Origin of the sequence: Pantoea sp. CCBC3-3-1 (genome assembly GCF_007981265.1) — a bacterium.
Lineage (GTDB): Bacteria > Pseudomonadota > Gammaproteobacteria > Enterobacterales > Enterobacteriaceae > Erwinia.
The window spans coordinates 2,272,277-2,298,921 of sequence record NZ_CP034363.1; the positions used below are offsets into that span (position 1 = coordinate 2,272,277).

Genomic DNA, 26,645 nt, shown 5'->3' on the forward strand with positions numbered 1-26,645 from the left:
TTTTTGTGTAACCCGATACCGTGCGAGAACGCGAAGCGTAAACCTGAAAAGCCCGCCGCCGAATAACGTCTCCCGTTCAGGAACCCGTCATCCGGCGGCAGTGGCAGATTAAAACTTAAAGCGTGCCGGTACCGCCGTCAGAACACCAGACCTGTCCCGAGGTAAAGCTGCTCTCGGTAGAGGCTAACGTCACGTAGAGCGGGGCGATTTCAGCAGGCTGGCCAGGGCGGCCAAGCGGTGAAGTTGCGCCAAACTCCTTCACTTTTTCCTGCGGCTGACCGCCGCTGGACTGCAACGGCGTCCAGTAAGGTCCGGGTGCCACGGCGTTGACGCGAATGCCTTCTTCGCCCAGCTGTTTCGCCAGCGCTTTAGTAAAGGCAACGATACTGGCCTTGGTCTGCGCATAATCAAGCAGAATTTCGCTTGGCTTATAGGCCTGCACGGAAGAGGTGTTGATAATGCTCGCGCCACGCGGCAGATGATCTACGGCCGCTTTGGTAATCCAGAACATGGCATAGACGTTCGTTTTAAACGTGGCGTCAAAATCTTCCGTGCTTAACGTACGGATAGATTCATTAAACTGCTGACGACCCGCATTGTTAACCAGGATATCCAAACCGCCAAGCTGGCTGACAGCATCGCTTACCAGTTTTTTACAAAATTCCTCAGAACGGATATCGCCTGGCAGGGCAACGGCTTTACGGCCCTCTGCCTCAATCAGCTTAATCACCTCGGCGGCATCTGATTCTTCTTCAGGCAGATAGCCAATTGCCACATCAGCGCCTTCGCGAGCATAGGCAATGGCAACCGCGCGGCCGATACCGGAGTCGCCGCCGGTGATCAACGCTTTACGGCCCTGTAAGCGACCGGAACCGCGATAGGTTTTTTCACCGTGATCGGGTTGCGGGGTCATTTTGCTGGCGATGCCTGGTGCGGCCTGCGGCTGCTCGGGGAAAGGTGGTTTAGGATACTCCACAGTTAGCAGAGATTTTTTTGCCTGTTCGCTCATCGTGTTGTGCTCCTTCATCTGTGGTTTTGTATCAGTAAGCCTGGCACAAATGTGATGTTTGTCACGTTGAGTTGCGTTTATAACTGAAAACGATAGCCAATCCCCGTTTCAGTTAGCAGGTGCTGCGGGCGGGCCGGGTCGTCCTCCAGCTTCTGTCGCAGATGGCCCATGTAGATGCGCAGATAATGGCTGCGGTCAATGGCGCCCGGCCCCCAAACCCTGGTGAGTAACTGTCTTTGGGTAAGCACTTTACCCTGATTATTCAACAGCACGGCCAGCAGCCGGAACTCAATCGGCGTAAGATGAAGTTCTGTGTCATGCCGGGTGATGCGGCGGGCGGCGAGATCAACCCGTACGTTACCGAAATGATAAACCGGTTCGCTGTCGGGTGATGTCGCTGAGCGTCGCAGCGCAGCCCGCAGACGGGCCTGCAATTCGCCAATGCCGAAGGGCTTGCTGAGATAATCATCAGCACCGGCGTCAAGCGCGGCGATCTTATCGTCTTCTCCACTCCGTGCAGAAAGGACAATAATGGGTGCCTGACTCCACTGGCGAAAATCGCGGATAAATTCGAGACCGTCGCCATCCGGCAATCCGAGATCCAGAATCACCAGATCCGGTTTGCGCGTGGCGGCTTCAATTAACCCGCGTTGCAGGGTTTCGGCATCATAAATCCGCAGGGCCTCGTCCTCCAGCGCAGTGCGCAGAAAGCGGCGGATCTCTTTTTCATCTTCAACTATCAGCAGGGTTTGCGTAATCATCAGTTTCCGTTAATTTCGGCACAGGTGCCTGGGGCAGCGTAGCGATAAAACTCGCGCCGCCTTCAGCACCGTTATGGGCAACGAGAGTTCCGCCATGAACGTCCACAATTGCCTGGCAGATAGCCAGCCCCAGTCCAACGCCGGGCACAGAAGATTCTTTATTGCCACGAGCGAATTTGGCAAAAATAGCCTGTTCCATGCCGGGCGGAATACCCGGGCCGGTATCCCACACCTCAAGCATCAGCTCGCCGGGTTTGATGCGGCTTCTTATCCCAATTTTCGCGCTGGTTCCGGCGTATTTCGCCGCATTTTCCAGTAAGTTTATCAGCACCCGTTCAAATAAAGGGCCATCCACTTCAATCAGCGCCAGCGGATCGTCCATATCCAGTAGAATATGCCGTCCTCCTAAGCCAGGTTCCAGCATTTTTAACGCGCTACCCACCACTTCTTCCAGCGTGAGCCACTCTTTTCGCAGGTTAAAACCGCCGGATTGTAAGCGGGCCATATCCAGCAGATTGTTCACCAGTCGGGTCGTGTTCAGAACATGCTGACGAATTTCGCTGGCCTGCGGCGCATGGGCCGATCCCTCGCTGGCGAGGTCCAGCGTCAGGATTTCAGCCTGACCAAACAGCACGGTAAGCGGTGTGCGCAGGTCGTGAGACAGCGCCGCCAGCAGCGAGTTTCGCAGCTGTTCCCGTTCGCTGGCAAGACGAGACTGCTCTTCGCGCGTGGTTAATGCCAGACGTTCCAGCGCGCTGGCGACCAGCAAAGTAAAGGTTTCCAGCAGGCGTTGCTGTTCCGGGATCATCATTAACAGCTTGCTGCCTGATGCGACCACCACAACGCCTAACGTTTCATCTGCACTACGCAGCGGCATCATTTGCCAGGGGACGCCGGGCAGGGTATCCGTTCCTGCGCCTGCCGGTTGCCCGCTGTTAAAGCTCCAGCGAGCAATCGCCTCATCCCAGGCAAACGGGCCGTCGACGCCGTGCCAGGCAGTCAGCTGGCCGGTGCCGTCAGGGAGCAGCAGCAAACTGCGAGCGTTAAAGGTTGAATGAATAAAATGCGCGCTGGTGGTGGCGATAGCGTGGGTTGTACGGGCGGTTGCCAGCGATTTAGACATCTCATAAAGATGTCGGGTACGCTGTTCCCGATAGCGTGCAATACGCGCCTGGTAGCGAACGCCCGCAGTCAGGTTGCCGACAATCAGTCCTACGCTCAGCATCACGCCAAACGTCAGTAAATACTGTACGTCGGAAACCGCGAGCGTGCCGCGTGGCGCAATGAAAAACAGGTCGAAGCTGATCACGTTTAGCACCGTTGCCAGTACCGAAGGCCAGCGGCCATATTTCAGCGCGATGATCACCACACCAAGCAAATAGATCATCACCAGGTTTGCAGCGTCAAACGCTGCCAGCCACCGGCTGGCAATCAGCGTAATCACCGCGGACATCAACACCGCCAGCGTACAGCCCCGGATCTGTACCCGCCACTTTTCGCTGAAGCTGCGGTCGTCTTGTTTTTGCTCTGACCAGACCGTGGCTTTGTCTTCCAGCGCCACGATCACCAAATCGAGGTCAGCAGCACGGTTGGCCAGTCTGTCGGCAAAAGCGCTGCCTTTTAACCAGCGTTTTCCGGCGCGTCTGCCGATGATTATTTTGCCAAGATTATGTTCGCGAGCGTAGCGTACAACGGCTTTGTCTGCGCAGGTATCGGCGAGTACCGCGGTTTCCGCGCCCAGTTCCTGAGCGAGGCGTAAGGCGCTGAACAGGCTGCGTCGCTTTGCAGGCGCGACCCGATGAAGCCGGGGCGTTTCTACGTAGACGGCATACCACTGGCTGCCCAACTTCGCCGCCAGCCGCGCTGCGGTACGTACCAGCTTTTCGTTACCTGTTCCTTCGCCAAGACAGAGTAAAATCGCGTCCCGTGTATGCCAGACCTTCTCCTCTCCTTTAATATCACGCCAGGCGCGCATTTGATCGTCAACCCGATCGGCGGTGCGTCTGAGCGCCAGTTCACGCAGGGCGATCAGATTGCCCGGCCGGAAAAAATGCTCGATGGCGCGTTCGGCCTGCTCACCCAGGTAAACCTTGCCTTCATGCAGGCGCTGGAGGAGATCGTCCGACGGCAGATCCACCAGGATCACCTCATCTGCCTGGTCGAACACCGGGTCTGGCAGCGTCTCACGCACCTGGATACCGGTTATGCCGCTCACCACGTCATTCAGGCTTTCAAGATGCTGAACGTTAACGGTCGAAAAGACGTCAATACCTGCGTCGAGCAGCTCTTTTACATCCTGCCAGCGTTTGGGATGACGCGAGCCAGGCGCGTTGCTGTGCGCCAGTTCGTCCATCAGGATCAGCGAAGGACGACGAGCCAGCGCCGCGTCAAGATCGAACTCCTGAACCGTGCGACCACGGTAAATCCGGCGTTTAGCGGGCTGGACAGGCAGCCCGTCAAGCAACGCTGCCGTCTCCTGGCGCTGGTGGGTTTCCACCACGCCAATGAGGATATCCAGCCCCTGGCTGCGCAAGCGCTGCGCTTCCTGAAGCATGGCGAAGGTTTTGCCAACGCCCGCACAGGCACCGAAAAAAATCTTCAGTTTGCCGCGATAGCGGGTGTTCGCCTGCTTCAGCAGATGTTGCGGATCGGGACGGAAAGGCTCCTCACTCATCGCGTATTCCTTACTCTTCCTGCATGGCGTCCAGCGCCAGGTTCAGTTCCAGAACGTTAACCCATGGCTGACCGAGAAAACGCAGCGGTGGCTGGTGGGTATTGGTATTAATCAACCGCCTGACCTGTTCCGCTGGCAAATCACGGGCGCGGGCAACGCGTGGTAGCTGCCACAGGGCAGCCTCCGGTGAAATACCGTAATCAAGACCGCTGGCAGAAGAAGTCAGTAAATCAACCGGAATGGCGGCGGTAGCCTGCGGATTTTCTGCCCGAAGCTGCGCTACGCGTTCGGCTACAGCCTTATCAAGGGCCGGGTTGCTGGCGGCAAGGTTACTCCCGCCGCTTGCCATCGGATTATAGGGGAGGTCGGCGGTGGCGGAAGGACGACCGTGAAAATATTTTTCCTCACTGAATGCCTGGCCCAGCAGGCGTGAGCCGCGGATCTGACCGCGATCTTCAATCAGTGATCCCCCGGCCTGCTGCGCAAACCAGCTTTGCCCCAGTGTGGTTGCCAGAAAGGGATACAGCACGCCGGTAATCAGCGTCAGTAAAATCAGCACAACGAATGCAGGACGTAGTTGAGACACGGGAAACTCCTTACATCAGACCAGAGAGCGTCAGAAGCAGATCGATCGCTTTGATGCCGAGAAAAGGCACCGCCAGGCCGCCGAGGCCGTAAATCCACAGATTGCGACGCAGCATGGCCGCTGCACTGAGAGGCTTATAATGCACGCCTCGCAGCGCCAGCGGGATCAGCGCTACAATAATCAACGCGTTAAATATCACCGCGCTGAGAATGGCTGACGCGGGTGAATGCAGATGCATAACGTTTAACGCGTTCAGCTGAGGCCAGCTGGCGGCAAAAGCAGCCGGGATAATGGCAAAGTACTTCGCCACGTCGTTCGCCAGGCTGAAGGTGGTCAGCGAGCCGCGTGTCATCAGCATCTGTTTGCCAATATGCACGACTTCAATCAGCTTGGTGGGATTTGAATCGAGATCCACCATATTTCCGGCTTCTTTTGCGGCCTGTGTTCCGGAGTTCATGGCGACCGCCACGTCAGCCTGAGCCAGCGCCGGGGCATCGTTGGTGCCGTCGCCGGTCATCGCCACCAGCCTGCCTTCTGCCTGATACTGACGAATTAGCGCCAGCTTGGCTTCCGGCGTTGCTTCGGCGAGAAAATCATCGACGCCCGCTTCGGCGGCAATGGCCGCTGCGGTTAAGCGGTTATCACCGGTGATCATCACCGTTTTGATGCCCATTTTACGCAGCTGAGCGAAACGGGTTTTGATCCCGCCTTTTACCACATCCTTCAGCGCAATAACCCCCAGCGCCGTTGCGCCTTCGGCCACCACCAGCGGCGTGCCGCCGGTTCGGGCGACCTCCATCACCAGCTGGTCGATCTCAGGCGGAAAGTGGCCACCGTTTGCCTCCACGTGCCGCCGTATCGCTTCTGCGGATCCTTTACGAATAACCAACTGGTTAAGATTGATACCGCTCATGCGAGTTTGGGCGGTAAAGGGGACAAAGGTGGCATTCAGGCTTTGAATTTCACGCTCGCGCAGGTTAAAACGCTGTCTTGCCAGAACCACAATGCTGCGCCCCTCCGGGGTTTCATCGGCGAGTGATGCCAGCTGTGCCGTATCGGCCAGCCTGCTTTCTTCCACGCCCGGCGCAGGCAAAAAGGCGGATGCCTGCCGGTTGCCCAGGGTTATGGTGCCGGTTTTATCCAGCAGCAGAACATCAACATCGCCCGCCGCCTCAACGGCGCGGCCGCTGGTGGCGATAACATTCGCCCCGAGCATCCGGCTCATGCCGGCCACGCCGATAGCAGACAGCAATCCGCCAATGGTGGTGGGGATCAGGCAGACCAGTAGCGCGACCAGCACGGTGACACTCACGGCGTTGCCGCTCCAGGCGGAGAAGGGCCATAACGTAGCGGTTGCCAGCAGGAAGACGATGGTCAGGGCAATCAGCAAAATGGTCAGGGCGATTTCGTTCGGCGTCTTGCGGCGTTTAGCCCCTTCGACCATGGCGATCATCCGGTCAAGGAAGGTTTCGCCGGGGTTGACGCTACAGCGGATCACCAGCCAGTCGGAGAGGATCCGCGTTCCGCCGGTCACCGAGGCAAAGTCACCGCCTGACTCACGGATAACCGGAGCCGACTCGCCGGTGATGGCGCTTTCATCTACCGATGCGCCTCCTTCAATCACTTCACCGTCGCAGGCAATAATTTCCCCCGCTTCTGCCAGCACGATATCGCCTTTGCGCAACTCCTCTGCCGGAACGAGATCGACGGCGGCTTCGCGATGCGGGGCGCGGAGTCTGCGGGCGAAAACGGTTTTTTTTACGCCTTTCAGACTACTGGCCTGCGCCTTGCTGCGGCCTTCCGCCAGCGCTTCGGCAAAATTAGCAAATAACACGGTAAACCACAGCCACAGGCTGATAGCGGCGGTAAAACCCGCGCTGCCTGAGAGCGTACCGAACAGCATGCCCAGCGCCAGGAGAGAGGTGAGTAAACTGCCAGCCCAGACGATAAACATCACCGGGTTACGCCACTGCGAGCGTGGATTAAGCTTTTTCAGAGCTTCGATCAGCGCCTGCCGAACCAGTGAGGGCTCGAACAGCGCCAGTTGCTGACGACTCATAAAGATTACTCCGTGAAGATGCGGGTCAGGGAAAGGTGTTCCGCAACCGGGCCTAAAGCCAGGGCTGGGATAAAGGTCAGCGCGCCGACCATCAGCACGGTTCCCGCCAGCAGGCCGATAAACAATGCGCCGTACGTCGGCAGCGTGCCCTGAGTGGCGGGCTGCGTTTTTTTCTCTACCAGCGACCCGGCGATCGCCATAACCGGAACGATAACCAGAAAACGGCCCAGCAGCATGCAAACGGCTAACAGCAGATTCCAGAAAGGCGAGTTGGCGGCCAGCCCGGCAAAGGCGCTGCCGTTGTTGTTGGCCGCCGACGATAATGCGTAAAGCACTTCGCTAAAACCGTGGTTGCCGGGGTTGAAAATCGCAGCGCGTCCGGCATCGGTCATCAGTGCCAGCGCGGTACCGGTGAGCACCAGCGCGGGCGTGACCAGAATGGCCATTGCGGTCATTTTCATCTCGCGTACATCAATCTTTTTGCCAAGATATTCGGGCGTACGACCAATCATTAAACCGGCAATAAATACCGCCAGCAGCACAAACAGCAGCATGCCGTAGAATCCAGAGCCTACGCCGCCAAACACCACCTCGCCGATCTGCATCAGCCACATCGGTATCATGCCGCCCAGCGCTGTAAAGGAATCATGCATGGCGTTCACCGCGCCGCAGGAGGCCGCGGTGGTTACCACCGCGAAAAGCGCACTGGGCAGGATGCCAAAACGGCTCTCTTTGCCTTCCATATTGAGATTGCTGGTAGCGCCCAGCGCGCTGAAGTGAGGGTTGCCCTGGGTTTCACACCACATGACTACCGCCACGGCGGCGACAAAAATCAGCGCCATGGTCCAGAGAATGCCTCGCCCCTGACGGGCATCGCCAACGGCTTCACCAAAGGCAAAACAGAGCGCGGCCGGGATCAGCAGTATCGCCAGCATCTGAATGGCGTTACTCAACGCCGTGGGATTTTCGAACGGATGGGCTGAGTTCGCGTTAAAGAAACCGCCGCCGTTGGTGCCGAGCAGCTTAATCGCTTCCTGCGAGGCGACCGGCCCCATAGGCATCAGCTGTTTTGCCCCTTCTATAGTGACAAATGGCTGATATTCATTGAAATTTTGCAGTGCGCCCTGCTGGATCAACAGCAGAGTGATAATCAGCGACAGCGGCAGCAGCACCCACAGCGTAATGCGAATCAGATCCTGCCAGGCATTGCCGAGCAGCGAGGTTTGTTGACGGGTAAAAGCGCGGATCAACGCAAACGCCACCGCCATCCCGCTGGCTGCGGAGAGGAAGTTTTGCACGGTCAGGCCGACCATCTGGCTGAAATAACTGAGGGTGGTTTCGCCCGCATACGCCTGCCAGTCGGTATTGGTCACAAAACTCACGGCGGTATTCAGCGCCAAATCCCAGCTCAGGCCGGGCAGGTGCTGCGGATTCAGCGGCAAATCGCCTTGCAGCATCAGCAGAGCCAGCAGCAGCAAAAAGCCCAGTCCATTAAACAGTAAAATCGCCAGCAGATAGCGCTGCCAGTTCATTTCTTCATGGCCAGTGGCGCGCCAGAGCACCGTTTCTACGCGCCCGATCCACGGCAGCGGCTCGCCTGCGATCAGCTTTGCCAGCAGGCGTCCCAGCGGTTTTGCCAGTAACAGCAAAACCAGCATATAGCTGGCGATCAGTAAAAAGCCCGGGAGTGCCATCAGAAGGCCTCCGCGTTAATCAGGGCATAGACTAAATAACCCAGTAACAGTAGCACCAGCACCACGCCGGCAATTACGCCTGCACCCATTTTTCATCTCCCTAAGCGTTATAACGATATGGCGAGAGTGTAAAAATTAGGATGCAAAAATGGCGTATAAACGGCGGGGCGCGGTGTAAAAAAAGTATAAAATCGTGCTGAAAAAAATAAAGCCCCGCTATAAAAGCGGGGCTTAATTCACGTGCTTACCTCTGAACCGGTTTAGATCACGAGCGCACCAAATCCTGCAACACGGTCAGCTGCGCCACGGCTTTATGCATCGCATCCATCCCGTCGGCGGCATTTTTCAGGCGATCGATGTTTTCGGCCATACCCTGACGTTCAGCGGCATTTTGCTCGCTGAGCGTACTGATTTGTCCGCGTGCTGACTCACTCTTCAGCGCCATATCTTCGGTCGTGGCAACCGTTTTCGAGGCGGTTTTACGAATACGGGCGATCGTCGCTACCGTTTCGTTGATGCTGCTACGCGTGGCATCTGCCTGTTCTTTTGATGAACGAGCCAGGCGGCGCACCTCTTCTGCTACTACCGCAAATCCACGGCCCGCCGCACCGGCACGCGCCGCTTCCACAGCGGCATTCAGCGCCAGCAGGTTAGTCTGATCGGCAATCGTACTGATCCCGCTGGTGATCTGGGTGATCCCCATTGATATTTTTTCCAGCTCGCCAATTTCCGATCCCAGCTCGTCCTGCGCTTCCAGCGTTACCGTGGCGGCATCACCAATAGCGCCGATATTTACGCCGGCAATGTCCAGCGCAGCGCTCTGGCGATTGGTTGCCTGTTCCAGCAGCGGGAAGGTTTTAATCACCGGACTAATTTCCTGCTGGTAGTTAATGACTTTCTCAATAACGTCAGTTTGCAGCGTATGTAAGGCTTCCCAGCGGCGCAGCGATCGCTGGGCGTAATGACCGGCGTAGTCGGCATATTCAATGGGAAAGCGCGTCATCGCCTTTACGTCATGGTCGTAAAAGGCGAGGGCGGAGAGCGTCTGGTTAATCGGCACGCCAAAGATTTCACCGAAGCTGGAGAAGCCCGCCGCCGGGATTCCCTCAAACAGCTCAGCAGAAGGCAGGCTTTCCGGGTTATTCAGGCGGCGCAGCAAACAGTCGTTCAGCAACAGGCCGACCGGTTTGCCCCAGCTGGCAACAAATTTTTCCCAGTCACGTTTGGTCGCCGAGACAAAATCATAGGCTTCGAGCAGATAGAGGCGATCGCCGAATTCCAGATCGCAGAAAAACGACAGGCTGCCCGGCTCAATTTTTGCCACTGAACGAATAAAATATTCATCGGCCACTTTTACGCCAAAGGTTTTTCCTTTTAGCTTCTCTTCGAGTTGCGCAGGCTGACACTTCAGATAGTCGCACAACACCTGAACGACAGGCTGCTGGCGTCCTTTCGCATCGAACAGCGACGTGACGGTACGCGCCACCGGATCGGCTTCTGCCACCAGCCAGCTTTGTGATGTCGGCTGGAAGTTCTGGCTTTTAAAAGGCGCAAAAGATTTCCCTTTGGCCATTTTGCAAAACACGATGACCGCTTTGTTTTGCAGGATCTGCTGATTAGTCGCAATCCAGGTGCCGGCAAAGTCAGTACGGCCTCCGGCAGAACCGCCAATCGCCAGGCAGGGGAAGCGGCCGCTGTCATACCAGGCCTGCATCAGGAAGCCTTCTGAAGAGGAGAGGCCATCGCAGTAGATCATCGCAAAGGTCTGCTCGGCAGAAAGCGACATATTGACCTGCAAACGGTCGAGCTGCGCACGGATGCTGGCGATACGCTCGGTGACGTTGGCTGTCGCCGGCATTTTAAGATCAACGGTATGGACTTCATGCCCGGCAACCACCTGATTCGGCAGCCACATCCAGCTTCCCTGCGGCCCATTAGTGGCGCAGTAGGTGGATTTGCCTTTTTGCGCGCAAAGCGCACCGGTAGAGGAAAGAACCAGCACGGTACGTCCGGGCTGGCTCATTTTCTGCCAGGCCGCGTTCACTTTGGCAAAATCCGCTTCTGGTGGGACAAAAACCATCAGCAGGCCGGAACCGGATCCCGCGCCCAGCTGCTTAAATGACGTAGGCAATGCCCGACAGTCATAGGTTTTACTGACTGGACGGGCAGCCGTGGGGTTGAGCCTCTTCGGCAGCAACACATTGCAGAAATCAGTTAATTTACTCATGGTGTTCTCTTAAAAAAAATGGCTGTTTACCCCTTACAATAGGGTTTTCTTGTTTTAATCATCACGCTCCCGTCTTCACGGGAGCGTGGGTCGGACTCAGGCGTCTGCCAGGCGGAAAGTAGAAACGGAGTGGGTTAAATGCAGCACCTGTTCTTCCAGCGAGGCGGACGCGGCGGCAGATTCCTGTACCAGCGCCGAGTTTTGCTGGGTGACGCTGTCCATTTCCGTCACAGCCTGTTCGATCTGGCTAATTCCGCGGCTTTGCTCATCGGACGCGGTGGAAATATGATCCATCAAGACATCGACCTGGCTGACTGATGCGATAATTGCGCCAATCGCATCGCCAGTTCTGGAAACCTGATCGGAACCGGCTTTAATGTTGGCGACGGATTCGGCAATCAGGCTTTCAATTTCTTTTGCCGCAACCGCGCTGCGTTGCGCAAGATTGCGTACTTCGCCAGCGACAACGGCAAAGCCGCGGCCCTGCTCACCTGCACGCGCTGCTTCAACTGCCGCGTTCAGTGCCAGAATGTTGGTCTGGAAAGCGATACTGTTGATAACGCCGGTAATGTCTTCAATCTTTTTCGAACTGCTGTTAATCAGCCCCATGGTGACAATCACTTCCTGCGACACTTTCTCGCCGGTTTTGGCATTTTTCACCGCTTCGCTGGTTAAACGGCTGGCTTCAAAAACGTTTTCGGTGTTCTGTTTTACCGTTGCGCCCAGCTCTTCCATGCTGGCGGCCGTTTGCGTCAGGGCAGCAGCCTGTTGTTCAGTACGCGAGGCAAGGTCAACGTTACCTGCCGCAATTTCCTGCGAGGCACTGGATACCGTCTGCGTGGAGCTACGAACCTGGCTGATGATTTCAGTCAGAGAGCGACGCATCTGTTCCATGGTGCGCATCAGATCCTGAATTTCGCTGCGTGAAGAGGCTTTCACCGGCACCGGCGTGTCCAGAATCCCTTCAGAAATCTGGCTGCAATGGGTTTTGGCGCTGTCCAGCGGGTTAAGCACATAACGCTTCAGGAACATCAGCACGGCGGCGATCACCACCAAAAACAGCACGCTGAAGGCGATAATCAGGCCAATCCCGAAGACAAAGTGGCTCTGTGCTTCAGCATTCAACCGTTTCGCATATTGCTCATGCAGCGCCAGCACCTGATCCAGCTGGATTTCATACGCCCGATCCAGGCGCACGACCGTCGCAATCTGGTTTTTAAAACGCTGCTGATCGTTAGCGCGTGCGGCTTCAATCATGGGGTCGATACCCTGCTGACGATAGGCCAGATAGGTATTGCGATAGGCATCGGCCAGGGCAGCTTCATTTGCCAGTTTTGGCGCGGCGAGATAGGCCTGGAAAGCCTTATCCGCTTTGCCCATCACCTCATTCAGCCCGTCCATCGTCGGCTTAGACTGTAGGTTGCCATCCTCCATCGTTTTCATATATTCCATTACGCGCACCCGTAATGTACGGCTGTGGTTAATGGGATCGATGATCGACAGCACGACGCGAATCTCTTTATTCACCGCATCCAGCGACTGGTTACTGCGCGTCAGCAGCCAGACGTTGGCGATCATACTGGCGAAAAAAATGATAAATAAGAAAGATAAAACCAATAGTGAAGACTTTTTAAGCGACATCTGAACATCCTTAACAGGGACTATGATGCAGTGAGTATCGGCATTCCGGGGAAAAGATTTAGTTCTGGCGGTAACTTCACCTCGCTTAAGCTGCGCGTTATGTGGAAGAACTAAATCAGAAATGCTTATCAGATGGCGCATTAGTGAATAGCGAGCGATAAGTCTTTTGCTATGAATGCCCACGAGGCGATGATTTTGGGCGGTGTGCGTCGGGACGATCTCAATCACAATAATTTCTGTCAGCGTGCCGGAAAGCCGATCGCTATCACTGTTTGTTGTTAAATAAATGTCAAATTTTATAAGCCTGGTATTAACTTTATTCAGCCGGTTGGAACTAAAACAACGGGTTAGCATTTTAATCTGAAATATTTTAATTAATTAGTAACCTGCGTTAACAACAATTAGATAACTTTTCGCTATGGCCGCCACCGACAGAAGGCGAATGCCGAATTGTAACGGGAGTAAATATCGTGTTGACCATACTCGGTTTTTCGATGGTGACCTGCTTCATGTATCTGATCATGAGCAAACGGATGTCGGCGTTGATTGCGTTGATTATCGTGCCGACCACCTTTGCGCTGGTGTTTGGCTATTACCAGGGATTGGGCGAGATGATGCTGAACGGCGTCAAAGCCCTGGCGCCGACAGGGGTGATGTTAACCTTTTCCATTCTCTATTTCGGCCTGATGATTGACGCTGGCCTGTTTGATCCGTTGGTTCGCTTTATCCTGAAACTGGTGCGCGGCGATCCGCTGAAAGTGCTGGTGGGAACCGCTATTCTGACGCTGCTGGTCTCGCTGGACGGCGACAGCTCGACTACCTATATGATTGCGGTGGCGGCTTTTCTGCCGCTCTATCGCAAGCTGGGCATGAACGTGCTGGCAATGACCTGTCTGGTGAATCTGGCCAGCGGTATTATGAATCTGTCTCCCTGGGGCGGCCCGACAGCCCGTGCGGCGGCTGCCTTACGCATTGATGCGCTGGACATTTTTATTCCGATGCTGCCAGCGATGTTTATCGCCTGTGTGACGCTGGTCGGCATGGCCGTTCTTTTTGGTCTGCGTGAGCGCAAGCGCCTGGGGGTAATTAGCATCAGTAATCAGCATCTGGATGAAATTGAGCTGGGGCTGGGGGATGCCAAAGAGTGTGAAGCCAATCGCCGTCCGAAAATGTTCTGGCCTAACTTTATCCTCACCACCGCATTATTAGTGCTGTTGGTCACGGGGCTGATGCCGATCCAGATCCTGTTTATGCTCGCCTTTGCCATTGCGGTGATGCTGAACTATCCCTCGCTGGAACAGCAGAAAGCCCGTATCAGCGCGCATGCGGGCAACGTGCTGGCGGTGACTTCGCTGATATTTGCCGCCGGTATTTTCACCGGTATTCTCTCAGGAACCGGCATGGTCGATGCGATGGCAAAAAGCCTGCTGGCGGTAATCCCCCACAGCTTTGGACCTTATCTGGCAGTGTTTACCGCGCTGGTCAGTCTGCCATTTACCTTCTTTATGTCTAACGATGCCTTCTACTTTGGCATTCTGCCGGTGATCGCCCAGACGGCTGCGGGTTATGGGATTTCCGCAGAGGAGATTGCCCGCGCGTCGATTATTGGCCAGCCGTTTCACCTGCTCAGCCCGCTGGTACCCTCAGTCTATTTGCTGGTAGGGCTGGCGAAAGTGGATATTGGCGATCATCAGCGTTTCTCCATCAAATGGGGGATTCTGGTCAGTATGGCGCTGCTGGCAGGCGGATTACTGTTCGGCGCATTCCCGTTCTATAACCGATAGCGGCTCAGCTGGCCTGCCTGGGAAGGCAGGCTGGCATCCGGGCGGGCTACTGTCCGGGCACGCAGAATTCTCTCTTTGTGAACAAGTTAATGTGATCTGCGTCACATCAAAGGGTGACATTCCTTACGGGTAAATTGCGGGATAACCTTTGCCGACCAATACTTTTTGGGTCTATACACCTGAAAGTATTTATCGCAGTAACGGTAAAGGAGAAAGGCGATGAAGCGTGACGCACTGAGTGAAGAGTATTATGACGAGGTTTGCCGGGTAATTGGTGATGCGGTGATCGTGCTGTCGGAAAACGGTTTTAACACGCAGCGTGATGTGCTGACCCAACTGCTGAAAAAAACGCGACACGAACGTGAAGATGCGGACCGCGACGAGCAAAAGGTGCTGGAGCATGCTATCCGACTGATCAAGCCCGATTAATTTCGTTTTTTTTCACCAGTCCGCCCCTAAAACAGGCTATTTCTGCCAGGCTTGAAGAGTGAAAAAACAGAAGTGGACAGCCTGATCCTTTAAGGAGAGAAAATGAAAAAGATTCTGACCCTGGCAATACTGTTAAGTTTTGGCGCAATGGCCGACGAAGGTGGATTCAAGGCGGGCGAAGCGCCGCCGCCGCCGCATAAACAGGACGCCGGCTACAAAGGCTCTGAAGATACGGCAGAGACCAAAATCACGCAAATCCGCTCACTGCGCGACGGGGCGTGGGTGACGCTGGAAGGAAACATCATCAAAAAAACCGGTGGTGATACCTACGATTTTCAGGACAAGTCCGGCGCGATTAACCTGACCATTCCAAAATCGGCGTGGGGCGGCAAGAAATACGATTCGAAAGATTTAGTCCGCGTTAGTGGATTTGTTAAAGGCAAAGGTAAACAGACGCATGTGCTGGTGAAGCAACTCGGCGAGCCTTAAGGCCCGCTCCAGAGTCAGGAAGTCGCCTGGCGCGCTTCGGCAAGCAGTTGAGTGAGATGCTGAAGAGAGAAAAGGGCGGCTTCATGCACCACGGTTCCCGCATCCCCGGCAATGTATCTTACTGTGCTACACACCTGTTCGTCAGGCAAACACCAACCAAACCAGATTGTCCCCGCCGGGGTACCGTCTTCCCCACCGTCAGGTCCGGCATAGCCGCTTACCGCCAGGCTAACGGCTTCACCAGAGACGGCCTTCGCGCCCTCCGCCATTTCCCGCACGGTGGCTTCGCTCACGGCGGTATTTACCCGCAATGTATTTTCACTGACGTTCAGGAGACGGTGTTTGGCGCTATCGGTATAGGTGACAAAGCCGCTGGTGAAAAAAGTACTGCTGTCGCTGGCGGCACCCATTGCGGAACTGACCAGCCCGGCGGTACAGGATTCCGCAGTAGCCAGCTTTACGCCCGCCTTTTTCAACGCTTCGCCCAGCGCTTCGGCTGCCATTATCAATTCTTTATCCATATTATTCCTCTGTTAGCTAATACTCCGCTTCAGAAGTATAGATAAAGTTAACCGACATTCCTCCGCGCCAGCAGGCAAGTTAAACATTACTGACGATCATTACCGCCTTTGATTTGGAATCGATATTGGAAAGAGGGAGCCAGCTTTCGGTAAAAGGCGTTTCGTTAATTAGCGGTTCATGTAATCGAGAATGGTCCTCAATCACTGAAGGATGGTGGAATTCTTCCAGCCAGCGCGAATACCGCGCAAGAAGAAGTTCCCGATTCTCGTTGGTACTGAAATTACGGATAAGCAACCATGAGGGGGATCGGATTGATCGCGTACATAAAGTTCGAAGCGAGGCGAGGTCAGTTCGAACACCATAGGTTTGACCAGGAATACGTCCGTAAAGCGGATCCGGGACCATTTGTTGAGTAGGGTAAAAAAATGCTGTTTTTCCATGCTTCACCGCAATGAATATGCACAGTTTAAGGTTTGGCAGCCGCAGATAAAATCTGCCTGGCTGAACCAGCGTCGTTTTTCCCTGTATAAGCCGGATGCAACCGGTAAAGAGTAAAGTGAAGCATGCTGTATCTTCCAGTTAAGAACTGCCGTACAGCTTGTAGGGATAATGTAAAAATTGGTAATTTAAGTCCAGTTTTTTATGCAGCTTTTGACGCTTTTAGGAATGCGCTCATAATTTCAGCACAGGACCATCGCAAGCTGTCACTGTAGGGTGCCTGTCAGGGGAAGGCAACGAAAGGTTTTTGGCGGTAGGGCCGCCGTCATCTTATTGAAAGCACCAGAAAATGATATTTAGAAGTCAGGAATAAAATTATTTTTTAAAATTAAAATAATAACAATATCTGTAATTTTTAATATTCATGTTAATCATAGAGATAGAGAAAAAAGATATTTTTGTAATTTTGTTCTGCCGTTTCCTTGCAATTATGTTGTCTGCTGCTAAATTTAATAACGCGAGACGCTCACTATTAAATAACTTCTGTATTTCTCAGATTTTCAGGGTGAAAACCCGGAAAGGTTAGTGGGCATTCTTTTAACACGAAGAGGACATTTGTATGACTCAGCATCGTGGTAATGCAGGAAATTTCTCCGAAGATCGTGAAAAAGCATCTGAGGCAGGAAAAAAAGGCGGTCAGAACAGCAGCGGTAGCGGTAACTTTAAAAATGACCGTGAAAAAGCGTCTGAAGCCGGTAAAAAAGGCGGAGAAAAAAGCCGCAAAAGCTAAGCGCTAGCTGAAATCGCCTCAAAGGCATCCGCCGCCCCGTTCTGTAATGGGGTGGTGGTTTTCTGTTTTCTGAAAAAACTTCTTTGATTCATACGCAACATCTTTCCTTGTGAGCATCTTTCCTTATGAGATAGTGGCAGGCTCAATAATCTCTTTCTCTATTTACATTAGCGTTATTATTTCGACAGGTTATTGTAAATGCATCGCGTGATGCATTCCGCCTGCAATAAGATAACGCTGATAATGCAGTTTCAGAATAATTTGCCGCTGCGCTTAGATAAAAACTTTGTATACTTTAAAACATTATGGAACTTGAGCCGGGGCACCTCCCGGATTGTAGGTTAGAGGCAGAGAAGGAGGGGGGTTATACCGACCTCTCTGTCAGGAAGAGAATTTGCGCATGCTTAAAATGATTAAAAGCCTTTTTGCCAGCCCTGAAAGGTTACTCAACGCGATGTCGCGAAATGATGTGCAGGAAGCGAAAGATGATGGAGAGCGGATCCTGATTGATGAAGATGGCTGCGCCTCCGTTAATCTGAACAGCCAGGAAGTGCATGAGGATTTCTCCCGACACGTGGAGATGTTGAAGCGGGCAAAAAGAACGCCCGGCGGTACAGACCGTGCAGAAGAATAAATTTTATAGAATTCAATGAACTTTCCGCCAAAAGCGCGGACTAATCCTGTAGTGAGATTTCACTGTAACGAATTTCAGCCCCCTTAATGGGGGCATTTTTTTGCGCTAAATCCGCTTCAGTTCCCCCGGGCAGGGAGAGCGTAGGCTACCAATGCATCACCAGTGGTGGTGCCCAGTCCGCCGTGCCCCCCTGCCGCAATAACCACGTATTGCCTGCCATCGTCGCCGATATAGGTCATTGGCGTTGCTTGTCCGCCTGCCGGCAGGCGGGCGCGCCACAGCTCTTGTCCGCTCTCTTCATCAAAGGCTCGCAGATAGTTATCCGCTGTCGCCGCCATAAAAATCAGCCCACTGCGGGTAATAATGTTGCCGCCCATCATAAAGATTCCGGTGGGTAGCGGGGCGTTGGTATGGGTCCCAAAAATGTTCATATCGCGAGTTGTGCCGGCTGGTCTTTCCCAGGCAATTTTACGGGTGTTGAGATCAATGGCAACCAGCTTACCCCAGGGCGGTGCGCTACACGGCGCACCCAGCGCGGTTAGCCAGGGTTTTACCACCGCCGCCCAGGGTGTACCGTACTCTGGTCCTACGGCGAACTCTTTTGGTTTGGGATAGGATTGCTTGCTGCCCCAGCCAGCCCAGTTTTTCATCAGGCCTTCTTTTACCGCTTCGTCCGCTTTCATCATCTGCATGGTGAACGGAATGTAACTGGTATTAGCAATTAACAGATGCCGTTGCGGGTCAACCGAACCGCCATACCAGTCCATTACGCCATCAAAAGCAGGATAGGCGATTGAGGTACCTTCTGCGGGCGGCGTGTATTGGCCCTGGTAGCGATAACGATGAAACTGAATGCGACAGATAAGCTGATCGACAGGCGTTGCTCCCCACATATCGGTTTCTTTCAGATCGGGTGGTGAAAGCTCGGGCATGCCTGCTGGATCGGGTTGAGTAGGAGAAAGACGTTCTCCAGGTAAGGATGGCGATGTCGGCACGGGTTTTTCATTGACCTGCGCTAAGGGCTTACCGGTGCGGCGATCCAGCAGGAACAGCTTGCCCATTTTAGTTGTTTGCACCAGTGCCGGAACGGTATCGCCGTTTTTTCCGGGTAAATCGACCAACGTTGGACCAACGGGGAGATCAAAATCCCATACGTCATGATGAACCGTCTGGAAATGCCAGCGCTCTTCACCGGTATGGATATCCAACGCCACCAGCGAACTGGAATATTTCTCATCAAAAGAACGCCGGTGGGCGCCGTAATAATCTGGCGTCGCGTTTCCTAACGGAATATAGATTAACCCCAGTTTTTCATCGGCGGTATAGGTTCCCCAGCCGTTGGGCGTACCGCGGGTGTAAACTTCGCCAGGTTTTAACGGCGCGTTCTGCGGCGTTCGGCCCATATCCCAGGCCCAGTCAAGCTGGCCGCTGTTAACATCGTAAGCACGCACCACGCCGGACGGCTCTCCGGTGGATTGGTTATCATAAATCCAGCCGCCAAGCACAATGCGCCCCTCCATGACCATCGGTTGTGACGTGATGAAGTGGAAGCCGGGTGGCACCTCGCCCAAATGGTCGGTCAGGCTGACAAAGCCGTTTTGACCAAAAGAGGGACAGGGTTGCCCCGTTTGTGCATTCAGCGCGACCATCCGCGCATCGCTGGTGGTGGTAATAATTTTTTCCGGGCAGATGCGGTCATCCACGGTTTTACTGTATGCCACGCCACGGCAGGCCAGATATTCATTGGCTGAAGTATCGGCTTTGGGATCAAATTTCCATCGTGTATGCCCGGTTGTGGCATCGAGAGCGATCACTTCACGGTGCGGGGTACAAATATAAAGCGTGTCGTTCACCTTGACAGGAGTGACTTCGAAATTAAACTCTCGTCCGGCTTTATCTTCTCCTTTGCGCAGATTGTCACCGGTATGAAACGTCCATGCAGGTTGCAGCTGGCTGACGTTTGCTGGCGTAATTTGCGTAAGGGGAGAAAAGCGCTGACCTGCGGCAGTACGACCATAATGTTGCCAGTCGTTATTTCGATCGCTTGCGTCGCTATTCTGAGACCCGGCAGCGGGCAACGATTCCCGGTGCACAAACCGCTGGCCGGTTATGTGCCAGCCCGCGTAAAATATGCCTGCAAGGGTTACGATGTAGACCACGCCTGCCAGCGTACCGACCCGGTGTTGGCCCTGTGCCGCCATGACTGGACGAGTCACCCACGGCATGCTGCACCAGACGCCCAGTACGGCCAGTGCAAAAAGACGTGGCATTAACTGCCAGCCATCGAGACCGACCTCCCACAGTGACCAGATCAGGCAAACAATAAATGAAAGCAAATAGAGCCAAATCCCGGCCGCCTGACGCCGGACAATCAATATGCCGCTCAGCAAAAAACCAGCACCAAACAACAAATACCATGGGCTGCCACCAAGCGCCGCCAGCCAACCTCCCAGCAGCAGAAACGCCAGTCCGAACAGCCCGACGACAATCCCGGTGAGAGAAGAGAACGTAAATAATTTCTTCAGCATGATGTGTTAATCATTAAGTTAGGGGTGAATCAAGGATATAAGGCGTGACGGCGGGCGAGGGAGAATGACGAAGTTATCCATGCGGATAATTTAAATAGCTTCTATAACAAAGGATTAGGGCGAAAGATTATTGTCTCAAAATCTTACTGACGGCGTCGGGTGTAAACATCGCTCCTCACTCATTGCACTTAGCCTGAGGAGCGGATGAGTCTTGATGTTATTCACCTTGTTTCGCGACAAACTGATTTTCCGGTTCCGTCAGCCCAAGGTTTTCACGCAAGGTTGCGCCTGCGTATTCTGTACGATACAGCCCGCGCTGTTGCAAAATCGGCACGACCTGGTCGACAAAGTCATCAAACGAGGTGGGTGTTCCGCCTCGCACAATAAATCCATCGGCTGCGCCAGTGGTAAACCAGTGCGCCAGCCCGTCCGCCACATCCTTTGCGGTACCAAGGAAAGTAGGACGGGGTGTAGCGGCTTCAAGCGCGACCTGACGCAGCGTCAACGACCGCTCTGCCGCCTGTTTCTTGATTGTATCCGTGGTGCTGCGGAAGCTATTGCTGCCTAAATCGCCGATGTCCGGGAACGGGGCTTCAGGATCGTACTGACTGAAATCATGATGTTCGAAATAGCGCCCTAAATAGTCCAGCGCCTGCTCAAGCGTCACCAGCTGCGCGGTCTGCTGATAGCGGCGCTCTGCCTCTTCCAGACTCTCGCCAATAATGACGCTAATCCCCTGAAACAGTAAAATACTTTCAGGTTTTCCGCCGTTGGCCACGCGCTGACGGCGCACATCATCAGCATAAGCTTTAGCCAGCTCGGGCGTTTCCTGGCGAGTATAAATTGCATCCGCCGCCTGAGCAGCAAAAGCTTTCCCCCGATCGGAGGCGCCTGCCTGAAACACAATTGGGCGGCCCTGCGGCGTTCTGCCCACGTTCAGTGGCCCCTGTACGTGGTAATAGTCACCCTGATGATTGAGCGTATGCATTTTTTCTGGCGCAAAAAACTGCCCCGTCTGCTTGTTGCGTATAAAAGCGTCGCCTTCCCACGAATCCCAGAGTCCTTTCACCACCGTGACAAATTCGGCAGCGATGCGATAGCGCTCATCATGCTCAGGATGCACCAGGCGTGAAAAGTTTTTTGCCGACCCTTCTAAAGGCGAGGTCACCACGTTCCAGCCTGCGCGTCCTCCGCTCAGGTGATCGAGGCTGGCAAACTGGCGGGCGACGGTAAACGGCTCGCTGTAAGAAGTGGAAAGGGTGGCGACCAGACCAATATGCTTCGTCACCAGCGACAGCGCCGAGAGTAAGGTAATGGGTTCAAAACGATTAAGAAAATGTGGAATCGATTTTTCCGTGATATACAGTCCGTCGGCAACAAATAACAGATCGAACTTGCCCTGTTCAGCCTTGCGCGCCAGCTGCTGGCAAAACTGTACGTTGATGCTTGCGTCTGCCACGGCATCCGGATGGCGCCAGGCAGACATATTTCCTGACGCGCCCTGAATAATTGCCCCCAAATGCAACTGTCTGTTCATGCTAATCCTCCGGAGCGGGCCCGTTTGACGCAGAGGTCTGGGGAGGGCTGTGAAGGCGTAAAGGAATTTACCGCCAGCTTGAGATCTTTTTTCATATAAACGAGTTCCACGCCCAGCGGATTCACCCGATAGTGAAACGGCTGGTAGCCGCGCTGTTCATACAGCGAAGTCAGCCACGGATGGCGAATTGCCGTCGCCAGATAAACAGCTGGGGACTTCAGCGTGTCACGCAGAAAATCCTCTTCGGCATAGCGGATAATCTGGCTGCCATAACCCTGAGTTTTTGCCGTTTCATCGACCGCGAACCAATGAATAAAGGGCCAGCGGGCGGGATCGTTTTCCGCTGCCAGCCAGGGCATGCGCACCGTTATTGTCGCTGTCAGCCCGCGTTCAGTTTCCAGCACGAAAGTGGATTCACGGCGGATGACCGCAAGCACGTCCTCCACGCTGGCCCGGGTAATAGTGAAGTGAATATTATGTTTGAGCAGGCTGGCGTAGGCCCGCTGCAACAGGGCATGCAGCTGAGGCGCCTCATCCTCGCGGGCAAGTCGAATTCGGTTCATAGCGTCGCTCCTGACAACACATCGTAGCCCGAGGCGAGCGCAGTCAGAGAAGCAAGGCGGGCGGTAGCGTTGCTTATGGGGGTATCAATCACAAATTCATCAATGCCATAGCGGGCCTGCAAGGTCGCCAGCTGGCGATGAACCTGCGCGGTTGTGCCGGTCAGCACCAGCGACGGACGCTCTTCAATATCATGGGGGCCGCCGCCCGATTGTCTGATCCAGGCTTCGGCCTGCTCAAGACTGCCGACGCTAACATGATGACCTTCCGCATCGGTGAGACGAAACTGCTGGCGTGGTCCTAACAGATCTTCCGCCTGTTCTTTGCTGTCAGCGACAACGACCGGAACCGCCAGCAGGGCTTTGCGTCCGTGGCTGAGCCGGTGATAGGTGCCGATCGCGCTTGAAATCTCCTCCTCGCTGCCGTTGAGCTGGGCCGCAAAAACAAACTGCCAGCCTGACTCGGCGGCAAGACGGGCGGTGGCCACGCTGGCACCCAGCAGAAAACGTTCGGCAGGTTCGGGTGGCACAGGGGTGACGATCGGGCTGTCAGGCTCGTTCGCCGCCGCTGGCGACAGTAGCCAGTTAGTTAGCTGCTGTAATCGGGCAGGAAAATCGGCGCCAGGGATACCCTGCTGTAGCTCCCGGGTAGAAAGCGGCAATCCTCCCGGCGCTTTTCCCACGCCAAGATCGACGCGGCCGGGAGCCAGTGAGGCAAGCTGGTTAAAATTCTCCGCCACTTTAAACGGACTGTAATGTTGCAGCATCACGCCGCCTGATCCAACGCGGATGCGACGGGTCTGCGCCAGTATCCAGGCAATGGTAATCTCGGGAGAGGAAATCGCTAACTGAGGATTATTATGATGCTCGCTCAGCCAGAAACGATGAAATCCCCAGCGTTCTGCGCTTTGCGCCAGCGCCAGGGTTCTTTGCAGGGCGGCGGCAGCGCCTTCCTGGCCGTCGACCGGACTTTTTTCCAGCAGCGATAAGCGGTATCCCATCTGTGTTCCTTGCATTCAGGTTAATTGACCTGTGGCTGAGAGCATGCCCAGCGGACGGTGTGATTTATTCGCAGAAGATCAGAAGTGATAACAGTATCGGGGCAGGTCGCGGGTGGTGTAAAAGTACAATAATGAATGTGAAACGTCGCGTTTCGGCAAAGCGATATATATTGCTGGCACGCGCCGCTCTCGCTCTAAAAAGAATTCCACAAAACGGCGCGCCGTCTTACGTTTAAATTTTGGAAGATGTTTAGCAAATCAGTCGTTAAATTTTATAAAAATGCGGACATTCAGATATGATCCTGCCGGAAAAAGGGATTTATCTAACAGGAAGAGAGGATGGCTAAGACAAACGGAAAACGCCAAAAAGGATTTAGCGGTACGCCACACGATTCCGCGTTTAAATGGTTTTTGACTCAACCTGATATTGCTAAAGATTTTATGGCACTACATTTACCCGCAGAATTACAAAGCATTTGCGATCTTAATACGCTGAAGCTGGAGTCAGGAAGTTTTGTGGAGGAAAGCTTACGCCTCTGTTACAGCGATATACTTTATAGTGTAAAAACGACGGAGGGGAACGGCTATATTCACGTCCTTATCGAGCATCAGTCCACGCCCGATCGGCATATGGGCTTTCGACTTCTGCGTTATGCAGTCGCTGCTATGCAGCGCCATCTTGATGCCGGATACAGTCAGTTGCCTCTGGTGATCCCGATTTTATTTTACACCGGCAGGCAGAGTCCTTATCCGTACTCAACAAACTGGCTGGCGGAGTTTGATAATCCTGCGCTGGCTGAGAAAATATATACCGCTTCGTTTGCGCTGGTCGATGTCACCGTAATACCTGACGACGACATTATGTCACACCGCAGCATGGCGGCGTTGACGCTGTTGCAAAAACATATTTACCAGCGTGATCTGATCGATATGGTAAACCGATTAGCCGACGTGCTTCTCAACGGATATCTGACGGGACAGCAGCTGGTTTCGCTGATAAACTACCTTATTCAGGCAGGTGAAGCTTCAAATGCAAAAATATTCATACGCGAGCTGGCACAGCGACTGCCACAACATAAGGATGAACTGATGACTATTGCACAGCAGCTTGAACAGGCGGGCATCGAAAAAGGGATCGAAAAAGGGATTCAGCTTGGCGAACAACGCGGCATCGAAAAAGGACGCAAAGAAGAAGCGTTAAAAATCGCCCAGGCCATGCTGAAAAACGGTCTCGAACGCGCCACTATTTTAAAATTAACCGATCTTACCGAAGGCGATCTCGCTCAGATCCACCACTGATGCCATTAAGACCGGTCATTCGCCGGTCTTCTGTTTGATTATTATTCACGCCCGCTTATATCCCACAAAAACCTCTGCCACGCCTGTTGCCAAAGCGTAATCCACCTGTCATTCTGAATCTTTATTCCATTTGGTTATATAACATACTATTACAATCTTTTTCAGCAGGTCCGCGCCTGCCTACTATCGCGGAGGCTATAAGTATTTCCAATAACGTACTAAAAATAGTCAGTGCATTTAACCAGCGGCTTCGCTAAATATTCGACGAATAAAACAGGCAACAAATGATAGTTTTGCGCAACGTTTCCAGAACCTTTCATGGCAGCGCTGGCCCCATCAAGGCGGTCGATGATGTCAGTTTGAAGGTCGACCAGGGTCAGATCTACGGCATTATCGGCTACAGCGGCGCGGGGAAAAGCACCCTGATCCGTCTGCTCAACGGGCTGGAAAAGCCGACCAGCGGCAGCGTCACCATCGCGGGCAAAGATATTGCTCAGGCAAAAGGCGAGGCGCTGCGTACGGCGCGGCTGAAAATCAGTATGGTTTTCCAGCACTTTAACCTGCTGTGGTCACGCACGGTCAGCGAAAATATTGCATTTTCACTGCAAATTGCGGGCGCGCCAAAAGCGGCAATCAAAGCCAGAGTCAAAGAACTTATCGAGCTGGTCGGTCTGAACGGGAAAGAGGATACCTATCCGGCAAACCTCAGCGGCGGCCAGAAGCAGCGTGTCGGCATCGCCCGCGCGCTGGCAAATAACCCGGAAGTGCTGCTGTGCGACGAGGCAACCTCCGCGCTCGATCCGCAAACCACGGATGCGATTTTGGATCTGCTGCTGGACATCAACCGTAAACTGCAACTGACCATTGTGCTCATCACTCATGAAATGCATGTGGTGCGCAAAATCTGTCACCGCGTAGCGGTAATGGAAGCGGGGAGGATTGTGGAAGAAGGCGAAGTGCTTTCAGTCTTTACCCATCCGCAAATGCCGATCACCCGTCAGTTTGTGAAGCAGACGACAGAATACAGCAGCGCCGATACGCCGTTCAATCCGGCGCTGGTTGACTACTCCGCGGGCAACGTGCTGAAGCTGACCTTTGTTGGTCAGAATACCCGCCAGCCGATTGTCGGCGAACTGACGCTGAAATATGCGCTACCGTTTAACATCCTGCACGGAAAGATGACGCAAACCGCTAACGGAAATTTAGGTGAGCTTTGGCTTCAGGTTGCCGCCAGCAACAGCCAGCTGGAAAGCATCCTCGCAGATTTACATGCTCACGCGATTACTACCGAGGTGGTTACAAAATGATTGAGTCACTCTTTCCTCATTTGAAGCTGGACCAGCTGTGGGCCGCCACCTGTGAAACGCTGTATATGACCGCGCTCTCCGGCGTGGCGACGTTTGTTCTGGGTATTCTGCTGGGCCTTGCGCTATTTTTAACCGCGCGTGGCGGATTGTTTCAGAATCGCGCCGTTTACTCGGTGATTTCAGTGCTGGTTAACGTCTTCCGTTCGATTCCTTTTATCATTCTGATTGTATTGCTAATCCCGTTCACCAAAACGCTGATCGGTACCATTTTGGGGGCCGATGCCGCTTTACCTGCGCTGATTGTCGGGGCGGCACCGTTCTACGCGCGTCTGGTAGAAATCGGCCTGCGTGAAGTGGATAAAGGGGTTATTGAGGCGTCTCGCTCAATGGGAGCGCGGATGAGCACGCTGATTTTTCGCGTGCTGCTGCCGGAATCTTCTCCGGCATTGGTTTCCGGTATTACCGTCACGCTGATTGCTTTGGTGAGCTATAGCGCCATGGCGGGTGTGATTGGTGCAGGGGGTCTTGGCAACCTGGCTTATCTGGAAGGCTTCCAGCGTAACCACAGTGATGTAACGCTGGTGGCAACGGTAATGATTTTAGTGATCGTATTTATTATCCAGTTCCTGGGTGATGTTCTGACAACACGGCTCGATAAACGCTAACTTTGGGGTAT

General features: G+C 54.0%; 22 protein-coding genes. 8 read left to right on the forward strand and 14 right to left on the reverse strand.

Annotated elements, in window-relative coordinates; all coding sequences use genetic code 11:
• Positions 1-115: 115 nt before the first annotated feature.
• The 9 genes from EHV07_RS10665 to EHV07_RS10705 form a co-directional block, all read right to left on the reverse strand.
• On the reverse strand, positions 116-1,009 hold the full coding sequence (locus EHV07_RS10665; RefSeq protein ID WP_147197719.1) for an SDR family oxidoreductase: 894 nt from the start codon (positions 1,007-1,009) through the stop codon (positions 116-118).
• A 77-nt stretch (positions 1,010-1,086) separates the two neighbouring features.
• Positions 1,087-1,770 carry a two-component system response regulator KdpE gene (gene kdpE / locus EHV07_RS10670; protein ID WP_147197721.1) on the reverse strand — a complete coding sequence of 228 codons (684 nt, stop codon included), beginning with the start codon at positions 1,768-1,770 and terminating at the stop codon, positions 1,087-1,089.
• Positions 1,742-4,444 (reverse strand): two-component system sensor histidine kinase KdpD, encoded by a 2,703-nt coding sequence (gene kdpD / locus EHV07_RS10675; RefSeq protein ID WP_147197723.1) that lies wholly within the window; start codon positions 4,442-4,444, stop codon positions 1,742-1,744. Before kdpD ends, kdpE begins: the two co-directional genes overlap by 29 nt.
• Before the next feature lie 10 nt (positions 4,445-4,454).
• A complete protein-coding gene (gene kdpC, locus EHV07_RS10680; RefSeq protein WP_147197725.1) occupies positions 4,455-5,030 on the reverse strand; it encodes a potassium-transporting ATPase subunit KdpC in 576 nt (191 codons plus the stop codon).
• A 10-nt stretch (positions 5,031-5,040) separates the two neighbouring features.
• On the reverse strand, positions 5,041-7,089 hold the full coding sequence (gene kdpB / locus EHV07_RS10685; protein ID WP_147197727.1) for a potassium-transporting ATPase subunit KdpB: 2,049 nt from the start codon (positions 7,087-7,089) through the stop codon (positions 5,041-5,043).
• 5 nt (positions 7,090-7,094) lie between these two features.
• Complete coding sequence (gene kdpA / locus EHV07_RS10690) at positions 7,095-8,783, reverse strand: potassium-transporting ATPase subunit KdpA (RefSeq protein WP_147197730.1); 1,689 nt, start codon at positions 8,781-8,783, stop codon at positions 7,095-7,097.
• Positions 8,783-8,872, reverse strand: a complete 90-nt coding sequence (gene kdpF, locus EHV07_RS10695) for a K(+)-transporting ATPase subunit F (RefSeq protein ID WP_147197732.1) — start codon at positions 8,870-8,872, stop codon at positions 8,783-8,785. Before kdpF ends, kdpA begins: the two co-directional genes overlap by 1 nt.
• Positions 8,873-9,048: 176 nt before the next feature.
• Positions 9,049-11,010 (reverse strand): methyl-accepting chemotaxis protein, encoded by a 1,962-nt coding sequence (locus EHV07_RS10700; protein ID WP_147197734.1) that lies wholly within the window; start codon positions 11,008-11,010, stop codon positions 9,049-9,051.
• Positions 11,011-11,106: 96 nt separating this feature from the next.
• On the reverse strand, positions 11,107-12,651 hold the full coding sequence (locus tag EHV07_RS10705; RefSeq protein WP_147197736.1) for a methyl-accepting chemotaxis protein: 1,545 nt from the start codon (positions 12,649-12,651) through the stop codon (positions 11,107-11,109).
• Positions 12,652-13,121: 470 nt separating this feature from the next.
• Here EHV07_RS10705 and EHV07_RS10710 point away from each other — a divergent pair, with 470 nt between their 5' ends.
• The 3 genes from EHV07_RS10710 (at position 13,122) to EHV07_RS10720 (ending at position 15,353) form a co-directional block, all read left to right on the forward strand.
• On the forward strand, positions 13,122-14,435 hold the full coding sequence (locus tag EHV07_RS10710; protein WP_147197738.1) for a CitMHS family transporter: 1,314 nt from the start codon (positions 13,122-13,124) through the stop codon (positions 14,433-14,435).
• A 219-nt stretch (positions 14,436-14,654) separates the two neighbouring features.
• On the forward strand, positions 14,655-14,864 hold the full coding sequence (locus EHV07_RS10715; RefSeq protein ID WP_147197740.1) for a DUF2767 family protein: 210 nt from the start codon (positions 14,655-14,657) through the stop codon (positions 14,862-14,864).
• Positions 14,865-14,966: 102 nt separating this feature from the next.
• Positions 14,967-15,353 (forward strand): YgiW/YdeI family stress tolerance OB fold protein, encoded by a 387-nt coding sequence (locus EHV07_RS10720; protein WP_147197742.1) that lies wholly within the window; start codon positions 14,967-14,969, stop codon positions 15,351-15,353.
• A gap of 14 nt (positions 15,354-15,367) precedes the next feature.
• Here the strand turns inward: EHV07_RS10720 and EHV07_RS10725 are convergent, their stop codons facing one another.
• Positions 15,368-15,874, reverse strand: coding sequence for a CinA family protein (locus tag EHV07_RS10725; protein ID WP_147197744.1), 507 nt, complete (start codon positions 15,872-15,874; stop codon positions 15,368-15,370).
• Between the two features lie 1,058 nt (positions 15,875-16,932).
• Here EHV07_RS10725 and EHV07_RS10730 point away from each other — a divergent pair.
• Both EHV07_RS10730 and EHV07_RS10735 read left to right on the forward strand, forming a co-directional pair.
• Complete coding sequence (locus EHV07_RS10730; RefSeq protein ID WP_147197745.1) at positions 16,933-17,103, forward strand: general stress protein; 171 nt, start codon at positions 16,933-16,935, stop codon at positions 17,101-17,103.
• Between the two features lie 400 nt (positions 17,104-17,503).
• Positions 17,504-17,737, forward strand: a complete 234-nt coding sequence (locus tag EHV07_RS10735) for a hypothetical protein (RefSeq protein ID WP_147197746.1) — start codon at positions 17,504-17,506, stop codon at positions 17,735-17,737.
• A gap of 116 nt (positions 17,738-17,853) precedes the next feature.
• On the opposite strand, the gene EHV07_RS10740 is transcribed toward EHV07_RS10735, so the two are convergent.
• From EHV07_RS10740 to EHV07_RS10755, 4 genes are all read right to left on the reverse strand, one after another.
• Entirely contained in the window at positions 17,854-20,265 is a 2,412-nt protein-coding gene (locus EHV07_RS10740) for a membrane-bound PQQ-dependent dehydrogenase, glucose/quinate/shikimate family (RefSeq protein WP_168199616.1), read from the reverse strand.
• 217 nt (positions 20,266-20,482) lie between these two features.
• A complete protein-coding gene (locus EHV07_RS10745; RefSeq protein ID WP_147197748.1) occupies positions 20,483-21,802 on the reverse strand; it encodes an LLM class flavin-dependent oxidoreductase in 1,320 nt (439 codons plus the stop codon).
• Positions 21,799-22,365: a GNAT family N-acetyltransferase gene (locus EHV07_RS10750; RefSeq protein WP_147197749.1), complete on the reverse strand. Its 567-nt coding sequence runs from the start codon at positions 22,363-22,365 to the stop codon at positions 21,799-21,801. Before EHV07_RS10750 ends, EHV07_RS10745 begins: the two co-directional genes overlap by 4 nt.
• Positions 22,362-23,363 (reverse strand): MsnO8 family LLM class oxidoreductase, encoded by a 1,002-nt coding sequence (locus EHV07_RS10755; RefSeq protein WP_147197751.1) that lies wholly within the window; start codon positions 23,361-23,363, stop codon positions 22,362-22,364. The genes EHV07_RS10750 and EHV07_RS10755 overlap by 4 nt, the downstream gene beginning before the upstream one ends.
• A gap of 339 nt (positions 23,364-23,702) precedes the next feature.
• On the opposite strand from EHV07_RS10755, the gene EHV07_RS10760 reads away from it, so the two are divergent.
• The 3 genes from EHV07_RS10760 to EHV07_RS10770 all read left to right on the forward strand — a co-directional run bounded on the left by EHV07_RS10760 (position 23,703) and on the right by EHV07_RS10770 (position 26,634).
• Positions 23,703-24,662: an Rpn family recombination-promoting nuclease/putative transposase gene (locus EHV07_RS10760; protein WP_147197753.1), complete on the forward strand. Its 960-nt coding sequence runs from the start codon at positions 23,703-23,705 to the stop codon at positions 24,660-24,662.
• A 284-nt stretch (positions 24,663-24,946) separates the two neighbouring features.
• Positions 24,947-25,969 carry a methionine ABC transporter ATP-binding protein gene (locus EHV07_RS10765; protein ID WP_147197755.1) on the forward strand — a complete coding sequence of 341 codons (1,023 nt, stop codon included), beginning with the start codon at positions 24,947-24,949 and terminating at the stop codon, positions 25,967-25,969.
• Entirely contained in the window at positions 25,966-26,634 is a 669-nt protein-coding gene (locus tag EHV07_RS10770) for a methionine ABC transporter permease (RefSeq protein ID WP_147197757.1), read from the forward strand. Before EHV07_RS10765 ends, EHV07_RS10770 begins: the two co-directional genes overlap by 4 nt.
• The last annotated feature ends 11 nt before the right edge of the window (positions 26,635-26,645 follow it).